The sequence below is a fragment of the Mycobacterium sp. 852002-53434_SCH5985345 genome (genome assembly GCF_001667155.1).
Classification (GTDB): Bacteria; Actinomycetota; Actinomycetes; order Mycobacteriales; family Mycobacteriaceae; genus Mycobacterium.
This window is the reverse complement of sequence record NZ_LZIE01000061.1, coordinates 1-19,718: the sequence shown is the minus strand read 5'-3', so window position 1 is coordinate 19,718 and position 19,718 is coordinate 1. Positions and strand designations below refer to the sequence as shown.

General features: G+C 67.8%; 23 protein-coding genes, 3 tRNA genes and 2 pseudogenes. 11 read left to right on the top strand and 17 right to left on the bottom strand.

What is annotated here, in order from left to right; all coding sequences use genetic code 11:
• Positions 1–25: 25 nt before the first annotated feature.
• Genes A5756_RS14545 through A5756_RS14535 form a run of 3 tightly spaced genes read right to left on the bottom strand, consistent with a single transcriptional unit; the run spans position 26 to position 2,006 of the window.
• On the bottom strand, positions 26–1,165 hold the full coding sequence (locus A5756_RS14545) for a flotillin family protein (RefSeq protein ID WP_066953409.1): 1,140 nt from the start codon (positions 1,163–1,165) through the stop codon (positions 26–28).
• Positions 1,166–1,225: 60 nt separating this feature from the next.
• A complete protein-coding gene (locus tag A5756_RS14540) occupies positions 1,226–1,441 on the bottom strand; it encodes a hypothetical protein (protein ID WP_082948317.1) in 216 nt (71 codons plus the stop codon).
• A gap of 43 nt (positions 1,442–1,484) precedes the next feature.
• Positions 1,485–2,006 carry a 6-carboxytetrahydropterin synthase gene (locus A5756_RS14535; protein ID WP_066953405.1) on the bottom strand — a complete coding sequence of 174 codons (522 nt, stop codon included), beginning with the start codon at positions 2,004–2,006 and terminating at the stop codon, positions 1,485–1,487.
• A 122-nt stretch (positions 2,007–2,128) separates the two neighbouring features.
• Here A5756_RS14535 and A5756_RS14530 point away from each other — a divergent pair, with 122 nt between their 5' ends.
• Positions 2,129–2,461, top strand: coding sequence for a DUF732 domain-containing protein (locus A5756_RS14530; RefSeq protein WP_231989180.1), 333 nt, complete (start codon positions 2,129–2,131; stop codon positions 2,459–2,461).
• A gap of 54 nt (positions 2,462–2,515) precedes the next feature.
• On the opposite strand, the gene A5756_RS14525 is transcribed toward A5756_RS14530, so the two are convergent.
• From A5756_RS14525 to A5756_RS14505, 5 genes and pseudogenes are all read right to left on the bottom strand, one after another.
• Positions 2,516–3,346 (bottom strand): ABC transporter permease, encoded by an 831-nt coding sequence (locus A5756_RS14525; protein WP_066953401.1) that lies wholly within the window; start codon positions 3,344–3,346, stop codon positions 2,516–2,518.
• Positions 3,343–4,257 (bottom strand): glycosyltransferase, encoded by a 915-nt coding sequence (locus A5756_RS14520; RefSeq protein ID WP_066953399.1) that lies wholly within the window; start codon positions 4,255–4,257, stop codon positions 3,343–3,345. Before A5756_RS14520 ends, A5756_RS14525 begins: the two co-directional genes overlap by 4 nt.
• Entirely contained in the window at positions 4,250–5,089 is an 840-nt protein-coding gene (locus tag A5756_RS14515) for an ABC transporter ATP-binding protein (RefSeq protein WP_066953397.1), read from the bottom strand. Before A5756_RS14515 ends, A5756_RS14520 begins: the two co-directional genes overlap by 8 nt.
• A 9-nt stretch (positions 5,090–5,098) precedes the next feature.
• Positions 5,099–5,628, bottom strand: a pseudogene (locus A5756_RS14510) (bacterial proteasome activator family protein).
• Entirely contained in the window at positions 5,628–7,601 is a 1,974-nt protein-coding gene (locus A5756_RS14505) for a DUF6541 family protein (protein WP_066953394.1), read from the bottom strand. The pseudogene A5756_RS14510 and the gene A5756_RS14505 overlap by 1 nt, the downstream one beginning before the upstream one ends.
• A gap of 126 nt (positions 7,602–7,727) precedes the next feature.
• Here A5756_RS14505 and A5756_RS14500 point away from each other — a divergent pair, with 126 nt between their 5' ends.
• Positions 7,728–8,924, top strand: coding sequence for a cysteine desulfurase-like protein (locus tag A5756_RS14500; RefSeq protein ID WP_066953392.1), 1,197 nt, complete (start codon positions 7,728–7,730; stop codon positions 8,922–8,924).
• 15 nt (positions 8,925–8,939) lie between these two features.
• Here the strand turns inward: A5756_RS14500 and A5756_RS14495 are convergent, their stop codons facing one another.
• Positions 8,940–9,908: an NAD(P)H-quinone oxidoreductase gene (locus A5756_RS14495; RefSeq protein ID WP_066953602.1), complete on the bottom strand. Its 969-nt coding sequence runs from the start codon at positions 9,906–9,908 to the stop codon at positions 8,940–8,942.
• A gap of 37 nt (positions 9,909–9,945) precedes the next feature.
• Here A5756_RS14495 and A5756_RS14490 point away from each other — a divergent pair.
• Positions 9,946–10,032 (top strand) — tRNA-Ser (locus A5756_RS14490).
• Between the two features lie 12 nt (positions 10,033–10,044).
• Here A5756_RS14490 and A5756_RS26710 read toward each other — a convergent pair.
• The 4 genes and pseudogenes from A5756_RS26710 to A5756_RS14475 all read right to left on the bottom strand — a co-directional run.
• Positions 10,045–10,279: pseudogene (locus A5756_RS26710) on the bottom strand (hypothetical protein); the annotation flags it as partial.
• Positions 10,280–10,313: 34 nt separating this feature from the next.
• On the bottom strand, positions 10,314–10,505 hold the full coding sequence (locus tag A5756_RS14485; RefSeq protein WP_066953390.1) for a hypothetical protein: 192 nt from the start codon (positions 10,503–10,505) through the stop codon (positions 10,314–10,316).
• Positions 10,506–10,534: 29 nt separating this feature from the next.
• Entirely contained in the window at positions 10,535–11,770 is a 1,236-nt protein-coding gene (gene lipE / locus A5756_RS14480) for a lipase LipE (RefSeq protein ID WP_066953388.1), read from the bottom strand.
• 25 nt (positions 11,771–11,795) lie between these two features.
• Positions 11,796–12,620: a crotonase/enoyl-CoA hydratase family protein gene (locus tag A5756_RS14475; RefSeq protein ID WP_066953386.1), complete on the bottom strand. Its 825-nt coding sequence runs from the start codon at positions 12,618–12,620 to the stop codon at positions 11,796–11,798.
• A 23-nt stretch (positions 12,621–12,643) separates the two neighbouring features.
• Here A5756_RS14475 and A5756_RS14470 point away from each other — a divergent pair, with 23 nt between their 5' ends.
• Positions 12,644–13,228 (top strand): TIGR03086 family metal-binding protein, encoded by a 585-nt coding sequence (locus A5756_RS14470; RefSeq protein ID WP_197505418.1) that lies wholly within the window; start codon positions 12,644–12,646, stop codon positions 13,226–13,228.
• A gap of 152 nt (positions 13,229–13,380) precedes the next feature.
• Here the strand turns inward: A5756_RS14470 and A5756_RS14465 are convergent, their stop codons facing one another.
• Both A5756_RS14465 and hisC read right to left on the bottom strand, forming a co-directional pair.
• Positions 13,381–13,842: a DUF4334 domain-containing protein gene (locus A5756_RS14465; protein WP_066953381.1), complete on the bottom strand. Its 462-nt coding sequence runs from the start codon at positions 13,840–13,842 to the stop codon at positions 13,381–13,383.
• Positions 13,843–13,853: 11 nt separating this feature from the next.
• Positions 13,854–14,921, bottom strand: coding sequence for a histidinol-phosphate transaminase (gene hisC / locus A5756_RS14460; protein WP_066953379.1), 1,068 nt, complete (start codon positions 14,919–14,921; stop codon positions 13,854–13,856).
• Between the two features lie 84 nt (positions 14,922–15,005).
• Here hisC and A5756_RS14455 point away from each other — a divergent pair.
• From A5756_RS14455 to A5756_RS14445, 3 genes are all read left to right on the top strand, one after another.
• Positions 15,006–15,094 (top strand) — tRNA-Ser (locus tag A5756_RS14455).
• 43 nt (positions 15,095–15,137) lie between these two features.
• Positions 15,138–15,210: transfer RNA gene (locus A5756_RS14450), tRNA-Arg, on the top strand.
• Between the two features lie 80 nt (positions 15,211–15,290).
• Positions 15,291–15,941 (top strand): DUF1345 domain-containing protein, encoded by a 651-nt coding sequence (locus A5756_RS14445; RefSeq protein WP_156659533.1) that lies wholly within the window; start codon positions 15,291–15,293, stop codon positions 15,939–15,941.
• 13 nt (positions 15,942–15,954) lie between these two features.
• Here the strand turns inward: A5756_RS14445 and A5756_RS14440 are convergent, their stop codons facing one another.
• Both A5756_RS14440 and A5756_RS14435 read right to left on the bottom strand, forming a co-directional pair.
• A complete protein-coding gene (locus tag A5756_RS14440; RefSeq protein WP_066953377.1) occupies positions 15,955–16,452 on the bottom strand; it encodes a hypothetical protein in 498 nt (165 codons plus the stop codon).
• A gap of 19 nt (positions 16,453–16,471) precedes the next feature.
• Entirely contained in the window at positions 16,472–17,470 is a 999-nt protein-coding gene (locus A5756_RS14435; protein WP_232005352.1) for a phosphotransferase family protein, read from the bottom strand.
• A 207-nt stretch (positions 17,471–17,677) separates the two neighbouring features.
• Here A5756_RS14435 and A5756_RS14430 point away from each other — a divergent pair, with 207 nt between their 5' ends.
• The 4 genes from A5756_RS14430 to A5756_RS26260 all read left to right on the top strand — a co-directional run bounded on the left by A5756_RS14430 (position 17,678) and on the right by A5756_RS26260 (position 19,574).
• Positions 17,678–18,619 (top strand): class I SAM-dependent methyltransferase, encoded by a 942-nt coding sequence (locus A5756_RS14430; RefSeq protein ID WP_066953374.1) that lies wholly within the window; start codon positions 17,678–17,680, stop codon positions 18,617–18,619.
• Between the two features lie 26 nt (positions 18,620–18,645).
• Complete coding sequence (locus A5756_RS14425) at positions 18,646–19,056, top strand: MmcQ/YjbR family DNA-binding protein (RefSeq protein WP_066953372.1); 411 nt, start codon at positions 18,646–18,648, stop codon at positions 19,054–19,056.
• 103 nt (positions 19,057–19,159) lie between these two features.
• A complete protein-coding gene (locus tag A5756_RS14420) occupies positions 19,160–19,408 on the top strand; it encodes a hypothetical protein (RefSeq protein WP_066953370.1) in 249 nt (82 codons plus the stop codon).
• Positions 19,409–19,418: 10 nt separating this feature from the next.
• A complete protein-coding gene (locus tag A5756_RS26260) occupies positions 19,419–19,574 on the top strand; it encodes a DUF6131 family protein (RefSeq protein ID WP_090419013.1) in 156 nt (51 codons plus the stop codon).
• Positions 19,575–19,718: the final 144 nt, after the last annotated feature.

The following is a 19,718-nucleotide window of genomic DNA, read 5'->3' as shown; positions in this document are numbered from 1 at the left end:
TTATCGGGTATGCGGCGGGTCCCACTCAGCGGCTGGTCGAGCCGGATTCGGAGTTAGTGGCGAGCGGCGGTGCGCCGTCCTCGTCGTCGTAGTAGTCGACGGTGCCGCGCAGGGCGTCGAAGATCGCCCTGCCCTGCGCGACCAGGCCGCTGGCCACCTCGGTCAGCCCTTCGGCGCCGTTGAGCACGGTCACGTTGGCGTTGGCGAGCCCCCGGGCCGCCTTCTCCACGATCTCGGGCAGCTGGTCGATGAGCGCCTTGTCGAGCGCCACCCGGTTGTGCGACGCCGCCGCCTCCGCCTGGATCTTCATCTTCTCCGCGTCGGCGACGGCCAGGATCCGGACGCGTTCGGCCTCGGCCTCGGCGGGCTTGACCACCTCGGCGACCAGCTCCTGCTGGCGCAGCTCGGCGGCGCGCTGGGCCAGCTCGGTGCGCATCTGCAGCACCTCGCGCTGGGCCTCGGCCTCGGCCAACGGGCCCGCCTGGGCCGCCTCCGCCTGCGCCTTGTCGACCTCGGCCTTGTACTGCGCCTTGACGATCGCGGTCTCGCGGGCGAATTCCGCCTGCTTGCGCTGCGACTCCTGCTCGGCTTCGGCGGCCAGCTGATTGGCCTGCGCCTGTGCGATCTGGGCCTGCTGCTGGATGGCCGCGTTGTGCGGCGCCGACATCGCGTTGATGTAGCCGAGCCCGTCGTCGTCGATGGACTGGATCTGCAGCGCGTCGACGGTGAGCCCGATCCGGGCCATCTCCTCCTTGGAGCCGTCGAGGACCTCGGTCGCCAGTTTCTGGCGTTCCCGGATGATCTGCTCGACGGTCATCGAGCCGATGATCGAGCGCAGGTGACCGGCGAAGATGCGCCCGGTCAGCACGGACATCTGGTCCTGTTCGGACAGGAAGCGTTGTCCGGCGCTGATGATGCTCTCGGCGTCGTTGCCGACCTTGAAGGCGATCACCGCCCGGACATTGAGCGTGATGCCCTGTTGGGTCACGCATTTCTCGGAGACCTCGGCCTCACACATCGCCAGCGTGAGGAAGCGGGCCTTGCGGAAGAACGGCATGATGAACGCGCCGTGGCCGGTCACGACGCGGAAGGGGGCGTTGCTCTTGCTTCGGCCGCCCGAGACGAGCATCGCCTCGTCGGGGGCGGGCACCTTGTAACCGAGCATGGGGTCTCCTTTTTCGGGTTTCGCTGTTGTATCTCGGGCGATCCGCGCGGTCAATTCGGATCAGGCGAGGCCCTGCCAGGGTTCGACGACCACCGTCCGGGCTCCCCTGACGTCGACCACCAGCACCTCGGCGCCCTTGGGCAGGGGGTCGTCGGACCACGCCAGGAAGGCCTCCTTGGCGCCCCGCACGGTGACCAGCACCTCGCCGGCGCCACGGTCCCCGCGGGTTGCCACGGTCAACGTCCCAACACAGCCGATTGCCGCGGCGTCGCTCACGAACGCATACTCTCGCATCGGCAATGCGGGCGTCGTGTTTCGTCTAAACGGGGCCCGCCGTGAGGGTGACGACGTTGTTACGGTTCTCCCGGGCCTTTATCCGGGACACCCAGACCCGGCCGCCGGTCGCCAGCCCGACGATGTCTTCGACCGTTTCGAACGTCCAGGCGGCCGTGCCCGCCATCCCGGTGTCGTCCATGATCCGTAGATCGATGACGCCGCGGTCGGCCAGCAGCTCGAACAGATCGCGCTGCGGGTCGTCGACCGCGATCAGCGTGGTGTGGTCGAACTGGTCGCGCAGTGCCGTCCTGACCTCGTCGAGGGTGCCCTCGCCGATCACCGCGTCGGTGCCGGGTTCGGTTTCGGCGCAGGCGAACTCGATGTCGAAGGCCCGCTCGTAGCCGTGCAGGAAGAAGCGTTTGCCTTGATTGGCCCATGAGCGATGGCAGCAGGGCAGGTTGTCGAACAACCTGCGCAGGTGGAACCTGGCCGTGCGGCCCAGTGGCGCGTCGGCGCGGTGCATCGTGGCCACGCGGTCGCCGTCGACGAAGATGGTGTTGCGCATGGGTCCCAGCCTCCGGGGCACGCCTTGCGGAATCCTCAAAGAATTCTTGGAGCCGTCCCCGATGGTGGCCGGTGCCTATCGTGGTAGCTATGTGCGTCGGTCGTAGGCAGTGGGCGCCACTGATGGCGGCTCTGCTGTTTGTTGCCGCGCTGTTCTCCGCGGCCCCGGCGTCGGCGGACCCACCCGACGACGCCTTCTTGGCGGCCCTTGCGGATAACGGGATCGTGCTGAACGACCCGGGCACCGCGATCGCGATGGCGCGGAGCGTGTGCGCCGGACTCGACAAGAACCAACGATCGAGCGTCCTGGCGATGAAGGTGATGAAAGAGGCCAACCTGTCGGCGCGACAAGCCGGGTTCTTCGTCGGCGCTTCCGTGTCCGCCTATTGCCCGCAATACAAGGGGCAGACCGACGGTTCGTTGGACTGGCTGAATCCGCTGCCCCCGCTGATGTGAGCTACATCGATTGCCCGGCTCCTCACGCCGCGTGCGCGGCGCATCGTCGCAGGGCTAAACCCAGTACGGCACCCGGGCGCGGTACTGGCGCATCGCGAACGCCGCCAGCACCCAGCCGACGACCGTCAGCACCCCCACCACGGCCCAGTGCCGCAGCTCCTGGTGGGCGCCCAGCAGCGGCGCGCGAACGATGTCGAGGTAGTGCAGCAGCGGATTGAGCTCGACGATCTTCGACCAGTGCCCCGCGCCCTGCTGCCGCAACGTGTCGTCGTTCCAGATGATCGGCGTCATGAAGAACAGCAACTGCACGACGGAGAACAGCAGCGGGCCGATGTCGCGGTAGCGGGTCGCCAGGATGCCGAAACACAGTGACACCCAAATGCAATTGAGGACGATCAGACCCAGCGCCGGGATCACCGAAAGATCCGCCCACGACCACGCCTTGGGATAGATGACCGCGATGACGGCGTAGATGACGATGTTGTGCGCGAACAAGATCATCTGCCGCCACACCAGCCGATAGACGTGCACCGACAGCGGCGTCGGTAGCTGCTTGATCAGTCCCTCGTTGGCGACGAAGACGTCGGCACCCTCGAGGATGGCCGCGTTGATGAGGTTCCAGATGATCAGCCCGAGCGTGACGTACGGCAGGTGCACGGAGAGCTCGAGGTGAAACAGCTTGGAGTACAGGCCACCCATGGCGACGGCGGTGGTGCCGGTCGCGATGGTGATCCAGAACGGCCCCAGCACCGAGCGGCGGTAGCGCTGCTTGATGTCCTGCCAGCCCAGGTGCAGCCACAACTCGTGCCGACGGAAGCCCGCGACCAGATCGCCCCGGGCGCGGGTGAAGGTCCGCGACTGGGCGGCGGCGTCGATGAATGTCAAGTGGAGCCTCCCGGTTTGCCGAACTGCTCCCGACGCCCCAAGCGGCGCAACCGAATCCACTCGGCCAGCCCCTTGGGGTCGCGGCGGGTGATCAGGAAGTACCAGCCGAACCGGACCCACTCCTGGACCAGCAGCTTGCGCAGGCCCGGCTGTGACAGCAGGTAGCCGCGGTTGCGGTAGGTGTAGAACCGCTTCGTCGGATTGTCGGGGTACTGGGTGTGCATGCGGCCGCCCAGGATCGGGCGGAACTCGTCGGATCCGCAGGGATGCAAGTAGATCGCGTCCAGGCAGGTGCCGAATGGCAGGCCGGACCGAACCAGCCTGCGGTGCAACTCCACCTCGTCGCCGCGGATGAACAGCCGCATGTCCGGGACGCCGACTGCATCCAGGGTGGCCGCCCGGAACAGCGCGCCGTTGAACAGCGACGCGATCCCGGGCAACAGGTCTTGTCCCGCTTCGGTGCGCAATTCGTCAGCGCGCCTGCGCCATACCAGGCCACGGCGCAACGGGAACGCCAGCCGTTCCGGGTCGTCGGAGTTGCACACCATCGGCGATACTTCGGCCAGGCCATGCTTCTCGGCGCAGGCCAGGAGCGTGGCCAGCACCCGGGAGTCTTGCGGGCGACCGTCGTCGTCGGCCAGCCATACCCAGTCGGCGCCCTGCGCCAGCGCGTGCAGCATGCCGAGCGCGAAACCACCCGCACCGCCGAGATTTCGGCGGGAGGGCAGGTAGGTCGTCGAGATCGGTTGGGCGGCAACCAATTCGCGGATGCGGGCATCCGCGCCACCGTCGTTGTCGACGACGATCAGCTGATCTGGCGGCCGGGTCTGCGCGCTGAGCGCGTCCAGCGACTTGGCGAGTTCGTCGGCGCGCCGGTGCGTGACCACCACGGCGATGATGGATTCACTCATCCCCGGATGCGCTCTGCGCCAGCGGTTCGTCGGTACGGCCCTGCGGCCGGGTCTCCTCCAGTACTTCGCGCACGTGGCGGGCCGCGTCCTCGCCCTCGTAGGCGCGCACCACGTCTTCGATGTCGCCGGCCTGGCGGATGACTCCGTGGTCGATCCACATCGCGGTCTTGCACAACCGGGCCAGGAACTCGTTGGAATGGCTGGCGAACACCAGGATTCCGGACCGCTCCACCAAGCCCTGCAGCCGCGACTGCGCCTTCTTCAGGAAGTCGGCGTCCACCGCGCCGATGCCCTCGTCGAGCAGCAGTATCTCCGGGTCGATGCTGGTGACGACGCCCATCGCGAGCCGTACCCGCATGCCGGTGGAGTAGGTGCGCAGCGGCATCGACAGGTAGTCACCCAGCTCGGTGAACTCGGCGATCTCGTCCACCTTGGCCAGCATCTGCTTGCGGGTCTGCCCGAGGAACAGCCCGCGGATGATGATGTTCTCGTAACCGGAGATCTCCGGGTCCATGCCGACGCCCAGATCGAAGACCGGTGCGACCCGGCCGGTGACCTTCGCCCAGCCCCTGGTGGGTTCGTAGATGCCCGAAAGCAGGCGCAGCAGAGTGGATTTCCCGGCCCCGTTGTGACCGACCAGGCCGACCCGATCGCCCAACTCAAGCGACATGGTGATGTCGCGCAACGCCTCGACGACCACCACGTTGGAGCTGTTGCGGCCGATCGTGCCGCCCGCCTTGCCCAGGAAGGCTTTCTTCAGGGAGCGCGACTTCGCGTCGAAAATGGGAAATTCCACCCACGCGTTGTGCGTCTCGATGTGAGGACCCGCCACGTGCTTCGCTTACAGGTACTGACCGTGCCCGGACGCGCCCGGCTTGCCGACGCCGGGGGGCAGCGCGCCCTGGCGCATGTTCTCCAGCTGGGCGCGGGCCGCCATCTGCTGGGCGAACAGGGCCGTCTGGATGCCGTGGAACAGCCCTTCCAGCCAGCCGACCAACTGGGCCTGGGCGATGCGCAACTCCGCGTCGGAGGGCGCCGCGTCCTCGTTGAACGGCAGGGTGAGGCGGTCGAGCTCTTCGCGGAGTTCCGGCGCCAGGCCCTCTTCCAGTTCGCGGATGCTCGTCGCGTGGATCTCGCGCAGTCGGTTGCGGCTGGCCTCGTCGAGCGGCGCGGCGCGCACCTCCTCGAGCAGTTGCTTGATCATCGTCCCGATGCGCATCACCTTGGCGGGCTGCTCAACCAGATCGGTCAGGGAGCGCTCGTCGGAGTCGTCCTCCGATACCGCCGTCATCCGCGGGTCGCCGCCGCCGATGATCTCGATGCCATCGTCGTCGTTGCGGGTAGTCAATCCATCACCATCCTTTTGCGCACTAAGAGTGCGGCGCCGCGCCGTTTCCGCGCCATTCGTAGATTCGGGCTCCACCATTGTCGTAGATCAGCGCCCACGACTTCGATTTATCCAGTGAGACTAGTCCGTCGGGCACGGCGAAGCCCCGGACCGTCGGTGTGCTGGTGTAGATGTACCGGATATTGAGCGCTTTGATCGCCTCGACCACCCGCGGATCGGACTCTCCCTTGCGGGCGCCGGCCCAGAAGATGTATCGGTTGGGTCCGGGGCCCATTTGCTGGGGGTAGTCGTAGTGGGTCCACAGCGGGTGCAGGTCGGCGACCGCGTACATCCACGCGGTGCCGTCGGTGTTGGCGTTGCCGATCACGGTGGTGTGCGCGCCCGGAAGCGTGGACAGGTAGGCCATCGCCATCAGGTCGCGTTGGTCGATCATCACCGAGTCGTACTTGTCGCCGAACAGGACCAGGTGTCGATAGAAATAGTGGCGGGCGGTGAATACCGTCGTCGCCAGCAGCAGGACGGCCGTGGCCGCGGTCCAGACCGGCGCGGGTAGCGGTTTGGACCGGTCGGCGACTCGCTTGGCCCCGGCGACCACTCCCGCGACGATCACGAACAATGCGACGCCGGCCATCGGTTGCAGCAGCAGAGTGATGGCCGCCGAGATCCGACGCGGGTCCTTGTAGAAGAACTCTCCGAACGCGCCGGCTACCGCGCCGAGCGGGCCGCCCAGCGGTGTGCCCGCGTCGACGTCCACCACCACCAACAGCAGCCAGACCGCCAGCGGCCACCAGATCCTCTTGTAAGCGAAGATGATCCCGCCGAGGATCGCCAGCGACATGAGCCCGTACTGGTACGGGAAGTCGTTGAGATGACGCGAGTGCTGGAAGACGGCGTCGAACAGGCCCCGCTTCTTGCTGAGGTGGGTCAGGAACGAGTGCCCGGCGATGATGTCTTCCTGCTGCCGCACGCTGATGAACTGTGGCAACAGGATCAGCCCGGTGGCCGCCGTCACGCCCGCGAGCGTCACGACATCGGCGACCCGGCCGCGCACCGGACGCCACAGCACGTCCAGCAGCCACCAGGCCACCACGAACAGCACGACGATGAATCCGCCGGTCAGGTGGACAGACATCACCCCCACGAAGGCCAGCACCGCCACCGGGATGCGGTCGCGGTGCCGCAGCGTCGAGGCGATCAGCACGAACGTCGGTACCACGACCCCGTAGGCGGCCAGATTGGGCATCGCGGCGACGCCGAACTCGACGTAGGGAAGGGCGGTGAACGACGCCGACAGCGCGGCGGTGGTCGCGGCCGCGGCGGCGGTGCGCCATTCACACCAGCTGCCGCGCAGCAGCCGCCAGGCCAGCATCGCCGCGCTGGTCGGGAACAGCCACACCGACGCCGCCACCGAGCTCAGCGTGTAGCCGGTGGTGGGCGCCGCCCCGGTGAGTTGGCAGAACACCGCCACCCACGCGTGGAACACCGACGGGTAGTACAGCGTCTGGTGCGTTTCGACGTTGCGTAACTCGCCCATGTGCGTCGACGACGCCTGCCCGGTGTCGAGGATGAACCGCACCTCGTTGGCGTGCCAGACCGCGTCCCAGGTGCTGGGGATGGTCTGCCAATGGGCGGCCAAACCGCGGTGCGCCGCCCACATGATCAGCAGCGACCCGAGCAGCACCCCGGCCGCCACCGTCACCGCCGGCCAGCGGCCGATCCCGCGGGCTTCGGCCTCGGTGTCGCGGTAGCGGCCGACCAGCAGCTGCAGGACCGTCATCACCAGACACACCGCGACCAGCGTCGCCAGCGCGGTCCAGCCGTTCCACGGGATTCCAACCGCACCGAACGGGATGATCGCCAGCGCGATCGCGCCGTAGGTCAGCGCCGGGCCCACCGCGACAGCGACAGGCCAACTCAGCTGACTGATTCGCGCGATGATCGCCCCGGGCGCTATCAGCAAAAACAATGCGATCAGCGTTCCGAACCAGAGGCCCACTGGACTAGTATGGCTGGCCGGGTGTCCCGCCTCTCCGAAGCCACCGGCCGGCTGGAACGGCTTGAGCGTTCGGGCACCCGCTACGTCACAGTTTCGCGGAAATGCGCAAGCTCTAAGGTGGCTGGCATGGCATACGACGTCGCCCGGGTGCGCGGACTGCATCCGTCGCTGGGTGACGGGTGGGTGCACTTCGACGCGCCGGCCGGGATGCTCATCCCCGATTCCGTCGCGACCACCGTTTCGACCGCCTTCCGAAGGTCTAGCGCCACGACGGCGGGCGCTCACCCGTCGGCGCAGCGCAGCGCCGCCATCCTGGAGGCGGCGCGGGCGGCGGTGGCCGACCTGTTCAACGTCGACCCGGCGGGCGTGGTGCTCGGGGCCGACCGCGCCATCCTGTTGTCGGCGCTGGCCGAGGCGTCCTCGTCGCGCGCCGGGCTGGGCTACGAGGTGGTCGTCAGCCGCCTCGACGACGAGGCCAACATCGCCCCCTGGCTGCGGGCGGCGCACCGCTACGGCGCCAAGGTGAAGTGGGCCGAGATCGACATCGAGACCGGCGAGCTGCCGACCTGGCAGTGGGAGGGTCTGATCGGGAAGTCGACCAGGCTGGTGGCCGTCGCGTCCGCGTCCGGGACGCTGGGCACGGTCACCGACCTGCGAGCCATGACCAAGCTGGTGCACGACGTGGGCGGACTGGTCGTGGTGGACCATTCCGCGGCGGCGCCGTACCGGTTGCTCGACGTGAAGGAGAGCGACGCCGACGTGGTGGCGGTGAACGCCCTGGCGTGGGGCGGCCCACCGATCGGCGCGGTGGTGTTCCGCGATCCGGCGCTGCTCAATTCGTTCAGCTCCATCTCGACGGACCCCAAGGCGACCGGCGCGGCGCGCCTGGAAATCGGCGCGCACCAGTTCGGTCTGCTCGCCGGTGTGGTCGCCAGCATCGAGTACCTGGCCGCACTCGACGAGTCCGCACGCGGCAGCCGCCGCGAACGCCTGTCGGTGTCGATGCAATCGGCCAGCCTCTACATGAACCGGATCTTCGATTACCTCATGGTGTCGTTGCGGTCGTTGCCGTTGGTCATGGTGATCGGCCGCCCGGAGGTGCGGATCCCCGTGGTCAGCTTCGCCCTGAACGGCGTGCCCGCCGAGCGGGTGGTGCAGCGGCTGGCCGACAACGGGATCCTGGCCGTCACGTGTGAGAACTCCCGCGCGCTCGACGTGTTGGGCGTCAACGACATCGGCGGCGCCGTCACCATCGGGTTGGCGCATTATTCGACGACGGCCGAGGTGGACCAGTTGGTCCGCGCGCTGGCGTCGCTGGGCTGAGGCTTTTCGTCGCCGCTAGATCGTCAGCACGATCTTCCCGGTCACCTTGCTTGCCGTCAGCTGTTGATGTGCCTCCCCGGCCTGCTGGATGGGCATGCGGGCGCCGATGATCGGCCGGACGCGCCCCTCGGCGATCATCGGCCACACGGAGCCGATCACCGCCTGCACGATCTCCGTCTTGCTGTTCGGGCCGGTCACCGGTCGGGCGCGCAGCGTGGTGCCGATGACCCGCGCGCGCTTGCCGAGCAGCTTGGCGATGTTGAGCTCGCCCTTGATGCCGCCCTGCATGCCGATGATGACCAGCTGCCCGTCCGTCGCCAGGGCGTCGACATTGCGGTCCAGGTAGGCGGCGCCCATGATGTCCAGGATCACGTCGGCGCCGCCGCTTTGCTGGAGCCGCTCGACGAAGTCCTCGTCGCGGTAGTTGATGGTGATCTCGGCGCCCAGCTCGCGGCAGAATTCCAGCTTCTCCGCCGACCCGGCCGTGACGGCCACCCGGGCGCCCAGCGCCCGCGCAACCTGGATCGCGTGGCTGCCGATCCCGCTGGCGCCGCCGTGCACCAGCAGTAGCTGCCCCGTGCCGAGGTGGGCGGTCAGCACCAGGTTGGACCACACCGTGCAGGCGACTTCCGGCAGCCCGGCCGCGTCGACGAGGTCGACACGGGCGGGAATCGGCATCACCTGACCGGCGGGAACGGCGACGTACTCGGCGTATCCGCCGCCGGCCAGCAGCGCGCAAACCTGTTGTCCCACCGGCCAATCCGCGACGTCCTCGCCGGTTTCGGCGACGACGCCCGACACCTCCATGCCGATGATGTCGCTGGCGCCCGGCGGCGGTGGGTATTTGCCGGCGGCCTGCAGCAGGTCGGCGCGGTTCACGCCGGCCGCGGTGACCTTGATCAGCACCTCGCCGGGCCCGGCGGAAACGTCCGGGACGTCTTGCCAGGACAGCTGATCGGGGGATTCGGCGACGATGGCGCGCATGGTGGCCACGCTACCGACCCCCGCTACCCTTACTCGTGGTGGCGTGGCAGAGCGGCCTAATGCACTCGCCTTGAAAGCGAGAGACGGCTAACACCGTCCGGGGGTTCAAATCCCTCCGCCACCGCAGGTCTCAGCCCGCCACCACGCCGCGCCCACTGCGGCCGATCGGCGGGCGCAAATGCTGTACGGCACGGCCGATTCCCTCGGCCACCGCCGCCGAGGCGCCCTGCCGTTCCCGGGTCTTCCCTCAGCGCCCGCCATTTGAGGTCGAGCTGAGCTTCGGCGTCGTGGGTGTCGTGCGAGTAGTCGAAGTAGACCGACGCGAATGGCGCGGGGGCCTCTAGCAGCTTGCGGAAGCGTTCAGAGTCCATGTCTTTGGGTGCTCGACGAGGCGGGCCGCAAACGCTAGTAGCTGCGATCGCCTTCGCTGCTGTCGAAGAAGCGCCATTCGCCGTCGGCTTCGACTTCCATGCGCCAGCCCAGTTCGTTGCCTTCGACCGCCTCATCGGCGAACCACGCGTGCGCCTTATCGGCGCTTTCGATGTCCTTCGTCGCGACGACGTCGCCCTTCGGGTTGAGCACTCGGTAGGTAGCCATGGCGGCAGTGTTCCCACCGGCGGGCGCCCTCAACCGGTGGGGATCTCGGCGGTGATCGTGTCCATCAGGGCGGTGTAGCGCTTGGCTTCCGGGTCGCGCCCGGGCTTGCCGCTGCTGACTACGCCGGCCGCCAGGCCGCGCGCCGGGTCGGCCCAGATCGCGATGTTGACCAGGCCGAGATTGCCGAACGCGTGCGGCGAGTTGAGCCCGAACGGCCCCCACCGGTTCGTTCCGAGAATGAAGCCGGTGCCCCACCGGGCCGGTTGCAGCCCTACCGCGAAATCCGGTCGCAATCGCCGGCATTCCTTGATCGCGCCGTACATCGTCTCCGGGCTCATCACCCGCACGCCGTCGAGATTTCCACCGCGACGCCAGATTTCGGCGAACCGCGACATCTCGTGTGCGGTAGACACCGTGTTGGACGACGGGATGATGGTCGTGAGAAACATGGGGGTGTTGGTGATCGGGATCATCTCGTGCACGGTCCCGCCGATCGCCTTGCGGAAGATCTGCGCGACGACCGGCGGCAACGGGCGGCCGGTCGCGTGGCTCGGCGCGACCAAGGGCAGGTCCTCCTCGGCGACACCGAAGTTGGTCCAGCGGAAGCCGAGCGGGTCGAGGATCTCCGTGGCGAGGATCTCGCGAATCTCCTTGCCGGTGGCCGCGTAAACGATCTCGCGCACGAGTGGGCCCCAGGTCAGCGCGTGGTAGATGTGCACCAGCCCCGGCCGGTAGAGGGGGCGCAGCTCGCCCAGCTTTTGCTGCGCGTACTCGTGGTCGTCCGCGCGTTTGACGTCCGGCTTGGGTCCGGTCGGGAAGGGAAGTCCGGCGCTGTGGGTCATGACGTGCCGGATGGTGATCCGATGCTTGCCGTGACTGGTGAAGGTGGGGATGTAGTCGCAGACGCGGTCGTCGAGTGAGAAGACGCCACGCTCGACGAGCATGTGCACCACGGTCGCCGCCATTCCCTTGGCCGCCGAGTAGACGCAGAACGGCGTGTCCGGAGTGACGGCGATCTTCTCGGCGTCGGGCGGGTCGCTCGGCGCGTTGCCCCACCCGTGGCCGATCGCGCGGTTGAGCACGACGCGCCCGTGCCGGCGGATGCACAGCTGGATGGCGGGGTGGAAGCCGCCCTGGTACCAGTGCCGGGCCGCCCCCCAGATCCGCTCGACGGCGGCGCTGTCGATTTCCGAGTGGTCTTCGTCGCCGATCGTCGTCACGGCGTCCAGGTCGGCCGGGACGCGGATTCTGCCGTCTGGTGTCACCTCAGCGAGGGTACGTGGCGCCGGATTACTCCCCGGTGAACCGCGGCGGGCGCTTCTCGAATGTCGCCGCGATGCCCTCGGTCAGGTCCTTGGAGGGCAGGAAGGCGGCGTTCCAGGCGGCGACGTAGCGCAGGCTCTCCGACACCGCGGCGATGCGCTGCTGGTCGAGGACGTCCTTGATGCCGTGCACGGCCAGCGGCGGGTTGGCGGCGATCTCGGCCGCGGTGGCGTGTGCGGCGGCCAGCGTGGCGTCGGCGTCGTCGTACACGTTGTTGACCAGGCCGATCTTCTCGGCCCGGGCCGCGTCGATGTCCTTGCCGGTCAGCGCGAGTTCGCGCAGGTGCCCGTCGTTCAGGATGTACGGCAGGCGGGCCAGGCTGCCGACGTCGGCGACGATGGCGAGCTTGACCTCGCGCACCGAGAACTTGGCGTCGGCGCTGGCGTAGCGGATGTCGACCGCGGAGATGAGGTCGACGCCGCCGCCGATGCACCAGCCGTGCACCGCGGCGATGGTCGGGGTCCGGCAGTCCGCGACGGCGGTGATGGCGCCCTGCATGCGTTTGACCTCGCGGTGGAACACCGCGCGCGGGCCGGCCAGCGCGTCACCGGACAGCAGCGGGGTGAACGAACCGCCCATCGCGGGCACGTCCAGGCCATAGCTGAAGTTCTTGCCCGACCCGGTCAGCACGATCGCGCGCACCTCGGGGTCGGCGTCCAGCGCCGCGAACAGCTCCGGCATCTCCGACCAGAAGGCCGGTCCCATCGCATTGCCCTTGCCCGGCCCGATCAGCGTCACCTGGGCGACGTGGTCTTTCGTCTCGACGGTGACCGATTCGTATGCTTGCGCCATATCGAGACCGTAGCGTGGCGAATATGGCTCCCGACTTGCGACCCGGACCGCATTCACCGCCCACCGACGAACTGCACAGCGCCGAGGACACGCTCGGGGTATTGCAGCGGGTGCTGCACACCATCGCGGCCGACGACCTGTCGCAGCAGACGCCGTGTGCGGAGTTCGACGTCGCGCAGCTGACCGATCACCTGATGAACTCGATCACGGCTCTGGGCGGCATGGTCGGCGCGGAGATCCCGGAGCGCGACCAAAGCGATTCGGTGGAACGCCAGGTGGTCGCCGCCGCTCGGCCCGCGCTGGACGCCTGGCACCGCCACGGCCTGGACGGGTCCGTGCCGTTCGGCAAGGGCGAGATGCCCGCCAAGAGTGCGTGCGCCGTCCTGTCGATCGAATTCCTGGTCCACGCTTGGGATTACGCCGCCGCCGTGGGACACGAGATCGACGCGCCCGAACCGCTGTCCGAGTATGTGTTGGGGCTGGCCCGCAAGGTCATCAGGCCGGAGCTGCGGGGCGGTGCCGGGTTTGACGATCCGGTGGACGTGCCCGAGGACGCCGGAGCGCTCGAGCAATTGGTCGCGTTCACCGGCCGCAACCTGGCCCGCTGACGCTCGCCCTTTTGTTGAGTGTGACGCCAGGGCGGCCGCGCCCGGCGTGAACGCACACTCAAAGCCGTGAGTTCAAACTGGTCGCGAGTGTGCGTCCAGCCGCACACGGGTCGCCGAATGTGCGGCCAGCCGCACACCCGAAGGCTTAGCCGCTAGACCCGTTCGAGGTAGAAGTAGTAGTACCGGCCGTTGTCCCGGACGCCCTTGCCGTTCATGATGCCCATCACGGCGTCGTCGTCGATCTTCTTGAAATGGTCGTGCACGGGCTGGCCGTCGTAGACCATCGTCGCGGTGACCTCCCCGCGGAACTCTTCGAGCCAGAGGCTGGCCTCGCCCTTGCCCATCTCCTTGTTCGAGAACTTGTTGCCGTCGGCGTCGAGGCAGACCAGCGGCTGCACGTCGCGGGCGGACTGGAAGGTCTTGCCGAACCAGCCCGCCTTCTCCAGCTGACCGTTCATCCTGTGGCCGGTGCGGAACTCGCCGCCCTTCCACTCGCCGAGCATCCCCTCGATCGTCGCGGGTTCGAGGCTGGCCCAGAAGTCGTCGAGTTCGCTGTCGGGAATGTCGCCGCCGCGTTCCTTGAACTCGGTGAACAGTTTGCGCGCCAAGTCCAACGGACCACTCCTTACGTTTCGGTGCGGGAAATCCACTCGCGGGCGAAGTGCAACAGAGCGTCATTCTCCTCCACCGCACCGATGGTGATGCGCACGCCCTCGCCGGCGAACGGTCGCACGATCAGCCGCGCGTCGGCGGCCTGCTCGGTGAAGTCCGCCGTACGGGCACCCAGCGGCAGCCAGACGAAGTTGGCCTGCGAGGGGGGCAGGGCGAACCCGGCGTCGCGTAACCCGGCGCTGACCCGGGTGCGCTCGGCCACCAGAGCATCGGTGCGGGCCGCCAGCTCGTGGGATGCCTCCAGCGACGCGATGGCGGCCGCCTGGGCGACGTTCGTCACGGCGAACGGCATGACCACCTTGTCCAGCGCGGTGATCAGGTCGGGGTGGCCGATCGCATAACCGACGCGCAAGCCCGCCAGGCCGTACGCCTTTGAAAAGGTCCGCAGCACAACGACGTTGCTGCGGGATAGCGCGAGCTCCAAGCTGTTGGGCAGCATGCCATCGCGGATGTATTCGACGTAGGCCTCGTCGATGGCGATCAGGATGTGCGGCGGCACGGCCTCGATGAATCGGGCCAGGGCGTCCGGATCGACCACCGTGGACGTCGGATTGTTCGGGTTGCAGACGAAGATCAGCCGGGTGCGGTCGGTGATCGCGGCGAGCATGGCGTCGAGGTCGTGCGTGTGGTCGGCCAGCGGCACTTTGACCGCGGTCGCGCCGGAAACCTGGACGATGGGCAGGTAGCACTCGAAGCTGCGCCAGCCCATCATCACCTCGTCGCCGGCGGATGCGGTGATCTGCACGAGCTGCTGGCACAAGGTGACCGAACCGCTGCCGACCGCGATGTGCTCCGGTGCGACGTTGGAGCCAAGGTGCATCGCCAACGCCGCCTTGAGGTCCACGCTGGCGTTGTCCGGATAGCGGTTCACGACGGCGACGGCGCGCTCGATCGCCGCCCGCACGCTGGGCAGCGGACCGTACACGGTCTCGTTGCTGGCCAGCTTGATCGAGCCCGGCACGTTCTTGCCGGGCACATAGACTGGCAATCCGGCCAGTTCGGGACGCAGGCGAGCGGTCACTTCGACAGTTTATGTCGCGGATGTGTACGCTATGGCCGGTTCCGCGAGACCGGAAAGGGGTCGGGTACCCTCAAACAGTCCAAGGGAGGCGTGCCAGAGCGGCCGAATGGGGCTCACTGCTAATGAGTTGTCCCCCTCAAAGGGGACCGGAGGTTCAAATCCTCTCGCCTCCGCTGGGTCTTTTCAAGGAACACGACGCAAGACAACTGAACACGGGCGCCCGTAGCTCAACGGATAGAGCATCTGACTACGGATCAGAAGGTTAGGGGTTCGAATCCCTTCGGGCGCGCTTTTGAAATCGTGGCCCAGCGTGTTAGCTGGGGACCTCTTCCGACCGGTCGCATTCGGGGCGTCTGCTTAAGTCGACCTGTGACCTCCTATGTGCGCTTCCTCCGCGACACCGTCGCGGTGCGGCTCTTCGTTGCCTTGATGGCCGGAACGGCGGTGGCAGTCGTCATCGCTGGGTCAGTCGGTTGGAGGTTCGCTCTGCTCGGCTGGGTTGTCGCCGCGGGGCTGTATGTCGCGTGGAGCTGGCTGATCATCGGCCCGATGGATGCAGAACGCACCGCCCGGCATGCGACACGCGAAGACGCCACCCGGTTGCTCGCCGACGTGGTCATCGTCTCAGCGAGCGTGGGCAGCCTCGGCGGGGTGGGATACGTCGTGGCGGCGGGCGCACATTCGGGCGGCGAAGCCGTCGCAGCCGCGGGCGTCGGCATTCTGGCCGTGGTGGCGTCCTGGTTTGCCGTGCATACGCTTTTCACCGCGCACTATGCACGCCTCTACTACTCCGACGAGGTCGGAGGCATCGATTTCCACGACCCACATCCGCCGCGTTACCTGGACTTCGCCTATGTGGCGTTCACCGTCGGTATGACCTTTCAGGTCTCCGACACGGAGATCAACGCCTCGCGGCTGCGCGCAACCGTTTTACGCCATGCGCTGCTGTCCTACCTTTTTGGCGCGGTAATCCTGGCGGTCACCATCAACATGGTCGCCGGGTTGAGCGCCAAGCTATGACGGCCCCTGGTCGCTAGCGTCCGCCGAACGGGCCCCCGAACGGTCCGCGACGGGGCGGCACGGTCACGGTTTGCGTGACGGTGCTGGTGTCGGTGCTCGGCGAGACCGTAACGGTGCTCGGCGGTTCCGTTGTGGTGGGGGTGTCGGAGCTCGGTGGCGGGGCCGTCTCGGTGACGGTCTCGGTCGGGACGCCGCCGCCACCGCCGCCACCACCGTGGTGCCGCGGCGCCTCCGTGGTCGTGGTGGTGGTCACCGTTGTGGTCGGCGCGGTGGTCGTAGTCGTCGCTGCCGGGCTGTGAGTGGGGGAGCCGGTCGCCAGCTTGACCACCGCGTACGCCACGAGCGCAAGCACGATCACCCCTACCGCGCCGGCCGCGACCAGCGCCGCCGGGCGGCGGTACCACGGAGTCGGCGGCTCGGGCTGGGGCGCCGGCTCGTCGTAATACCCGCCATACCCTGCGGCCTGGGTGGGATCGGAGTAGTAGTCGGGTTCCTCGGGGTAAGGCGGCACGAAGGGAGATGTTAGTGGATCAGGACGCGTTCTTGATGAGGCCAAGCGCGCGCTCGAACAGTTGCACCGTGGCCGCGTGCAGCTGGTCGCCGACCTCCTTTTCGGCCTTGCCCGCGCAGGCGCGGGCGAGCGTCCCCTCGATCACGATGCCCAGCTTGAAGCAGGCCAGCACCGTGTACCAGGTGATATGCGACAAGTCGCGGGTGGTATTGGCCGCATAGCGCTTCAACAGTTCGTCGGTGCCGGCCAGACCGTCCTGACCGCCCAGGGCGTGGCTGAACACGCTGGAACCGTCGGCCTGGCGCCACGTGGCCAGCAGCCAGCCCAGGTCCAGCAGTGGGTCGCCGATCGTGCACATCTCCCAGTCGACGATGGCAACCACGTCCGGCCCGGTCCGGGAGAACATCACGTTGGCGGCGTGGTAGTCGCCGTGCATGATGCCGGGCGTCCACGTCGCGGGCCGATGGTGCTCCAGCCACGCCGACACTTCCTCGATGCCCGGGATGTCCGGTCCCGGGTAGCCGTCGTAGGAGCTGTAGGAGTCCAGCTCCGAGAGCCAGCGCGGCACTTGGCGTTCGAGGAAGCCTTCCGGCTTGCCGAAGTCGGCGAGCCCCGCCGCGACGTGGTCGACGGCGCCGAGCTTGGCCAGCGCATCGGCCATCGAGAGGCCCATTCCGTGCCGCACGCCGGCATCGCCCGCATGCAGCGGCGGCAGTCCCTCGCCGGCGTTGAACCCGTCGATCGGGTCCATCAGGTAGAAGACGGCGTCACCCAGGACGGCGGGGTCTTCGCAGACGGCGATCAGGTGCGGGCGAGGTACGTCGGAATCTGCCAGGGCGGCAAGGACTTTCGTTTCCCGCAGGATGACGCTGTTGCTGCGCGGGCGCAGGTGCCGCGGCCCGCGTCGCAGCACATAAGGGCGGCCGGCGCGGCTGAACCGCAGCATGACGTTCTGGGTGCCGCCGGTGACGGGGGAGACGTCCTCTAACGGGCCTTCGCCGAGTCCCTGCTCGGACATCCACGCCGCGACGGCGTCCAGGTTCACGGCGTCCACGTGCGGCCCTTGCCGATCGGGGCAACCACTTCCGTCATGCCAGCGCTCCTCTGCAACCCTGTGGGCCGTCTGGGAAAAAGCGTAGGCCACCGCCGGGAAGCGGCCCCGGGCGGCGGAGGCTGGAACAATAGTGTGCGGAACTAACTGACTCGCGCGTGAAGGGGACTGGCGATGCCGCGTACCGACAACGATTCCTGGGACATCACCCAAAGCGTGGGAGCCACCGCACTGGGTGTCGCGGCGGCGCGGGCCGCCGAGACCGAGAGCCCCGCCCCGCTCATCAGCGACCCGTTTGCGCGCGTGTTCGTCGACGCGGCCGGCGAAGGCATGTGGAGCATCTACGCCGACCCCGCACTCCTGGCCAAGGCGGTGGAGCTGGAGCCCGAGGTGGGCACGCGCATCCAGCTGATGATCGACTTCATGGCCACGCGGACAGCGTTTTTCGACGAGTTCTTCCTAAACGCGGCCGACTCCGGCGTCCGGCAAGTGGTGATTTTGGCCGCCGGGTTGGACGCGCGCACCTGGCGCCTGCCATGGCCCGACGGCACGGTCGTCTACGAGCTGGATCAGCCCAAGGTGCTGGACTTCAAATCCAACACGCTGCGCGAGCACGGCGCCCAGCCGAAGGCACGACTGGTGAACGTGCCGATCGATCTCCGGCAGGATTGGCCGAAAGCCTTGCAGGAGGCTGGATTTGACGCGACCAAGCCCGCAGCCTGGTCGGCCGAGGGTCTGGTCCGTTACCTGCCCGCGCAGGCCCAGGACCTGTTGTTCGAGCGCATCCATTCGTTCAGCGCGGACGGCAGCTGGCTGGCTTCGAACGTGCCGGGCGCGGGCTTCACCGATCCGGAGCTCGTCCGGCGCCAGCGCGAGGACATGCAGCGCATGCGGGCCGCGGCCGCCAAGCTGGTCGACTCCGAGATCACCGACTACGACGACCTCTGGTATCCCGAAGAGCGCACCCCCGTCGACGGCTGGCTGCGGGACCGGGGGTGGGACGTCGCCACGGCGACGTTTTCGGAGTTGATGGCTCGTTACGGTCGCAACGTTGCGCAGGACGCGGAACACACGATGCCGCCCACGCTGTACGTGTCCGCGCGGCGGAGCGGGTAGGGCGTCAGCGCCGCTACCCTCGCGGTGTGGCCGATCGACCCGCGCGGCTAAGCGACGTACACGAGATCGCCGCGTCGATGCCGCACGTCCAGCGCCTCGAGGGTCCGAAGGGCAACGCCATCTATCAGGTGGGCGGTAAGTCGTTTGTGTTCTTTCGCACGCCGCAGCCCGACGCGACCGATCCGGACACCGGCGAGCGCTATGCCGACGTGATCATGTTCTGGGTGGAGTCGGAGAGCGACAAGCTGGCGCTCACCCAGGATCCCGATTCGCCGTTCTTCACCACCGACCACTTTGCCGGACATCCGTCGGTGCTTGTGCGGGCCGCCCGGCTGCCCGAAATCGGCAGGACGGAACTTACCGAGCTGATCCAGGACGCATGGCTTTCGCGGGCGTCGAAGAGGCGGGCCGCGGCGTGGCTCGCCGACCGCGCTTAGTCCCCCGGGCTTCGCTGGCACACTGCCGAATTCACCCGTCGCCAATGTTTAGACACAAGTCGAATGGGTAACTATCGTCCACGAGAAATTTTTCTCGAGCACATTGGAGGTCACCATGCGTGGCAGCGGAATCATCGGCACCATTGCCCTGGTATGGCTGCTCATCGGGGTGTTTGCGGCATGGCAACGCGATTACTTCAAAGGTGACTCAACCAGTTGTGTCACGGCGGGAAACATCGCGTTGACCGTCATCGCGGGCCCTTTGAATTACGGGGGCGTCAACCCGAAAGTCAAGGACTGCCATGTTCCGCAGCCCAGTTCAATGCCTGCTGTCCTAGTGCCCCTCATCTAAAGGAGTCCTCATGATCGTCCTAGGCGTAGTCCTACTTATTCTCGGGTTTGTATTCAGCGTCCCGTTGCTGTGGGAAATCGGCGTCGTCGTGCTCGTCATCGGCGCCGTCCTGTGGATTATGGGCTCCATCGGCCGCCCAGTCGCCGGCCGGCGCTACTGGTATTAGCCACTTCGCCGGGAAAACGGGATCGGGGGGGGGGGGGGGGGGGGGGGGGGGCGCGCGGCGGGCGGGGGGGGGCGGCGGGGGGGGGGTGGGCGGGGGGCGCGGGGGGCGCAGGGAGAGGATTGGTCACCCCCACGCCCCCCACGC

Excerpts from the sequence above, each read along its gene's own strand:
- A5756_RS14545 (WP_066953409.1), bottom strand. The coding sequence starts at position 1,165 with ATGCTCGGTTACAAGGTGCCCGCCCCCGACGAGGCGATGCTCGTCTCG.
- A5756_RS14535 (WP_066953405.1), bottom strand. The coding sequence starts at position 2,006 with ATGCGCAACACCATCTTCGTCGACGGCGACCGCGTGGCCACGATGCAC.
- A5756_RS14530 (WP_231989180.1), top strand. The coding sequence starts at position 2,129 with ATGGCGGCTCTGCTGTTTGTTGCCGCGCTGTTCTCCGCGGCCCCGGCG.
- A5756_RS14520 (WP_066953399.1), bottom strand. The coding sequence starts at position 4,257 with ATGAGTGAATCCATCATCGCCGTGGTGGTCACGCACCGGCGCGCCGAC.
- A5756_RS14500 (WP_066953392.1), top strand. The coding sequence starts at position 7,728 with ATGGCATACGACGTCGCCCGGGTGCGCGGACTGCATCCGTCGCTGGGT.
- A5756_RS14495 (WP_066953602.1), bottom strand. The coding sequence starts at position 9,908 with ATGCGCGCCATCGTCGCCGAATCCCCCGATCAGCTGTCCTGGCAAGAC.
- A5756_RS14485 (WP_066953390.1), bottom strand. The coding sequence starts at position 10,505 with ATGGCTACCTACCGAGTGCTCAACCCGAAGGGCGACGTCGTCGCGACG.
- A5756_RS14475 (WP_066953386.1), bottom strand. The coding sequence starts at position 12,620 with ATGGCGCAAGCATACGAATCGGTCACCGTCGAGACGAAAGACCACGTC.
- A5756_RS14470 (WP_197505418.1), top strand. The coding sequence starts at position 12,644 with ATGGCTCCCGACTTGCGACCCGGACCGCATTCACCGCCCACCGACGAA.
- A5756_RS14435 (WP_232005352.1), bottom strand. The coding sequence starts at position 17,470 with ATGTCCGAGCAGGGACTCGGCGAAGGCCCGTTAGAGGACGTCTCCCCC.
- A5756_RS14430 (WP_066953374.1), top strand. The coding sequence starts at position 17,678 with ATGCCGCGTACCGACAACGATTCCTGGGACATCACCCAAAGCGTGGGA.
- A5756_RS26260 (WP_090419013.1), top strand. The coding sequence starts at position 19,419 with ATGATCGTCCTAGGCGTAGTCCTACTTATTCTCGGGTTTGTATTCAGC.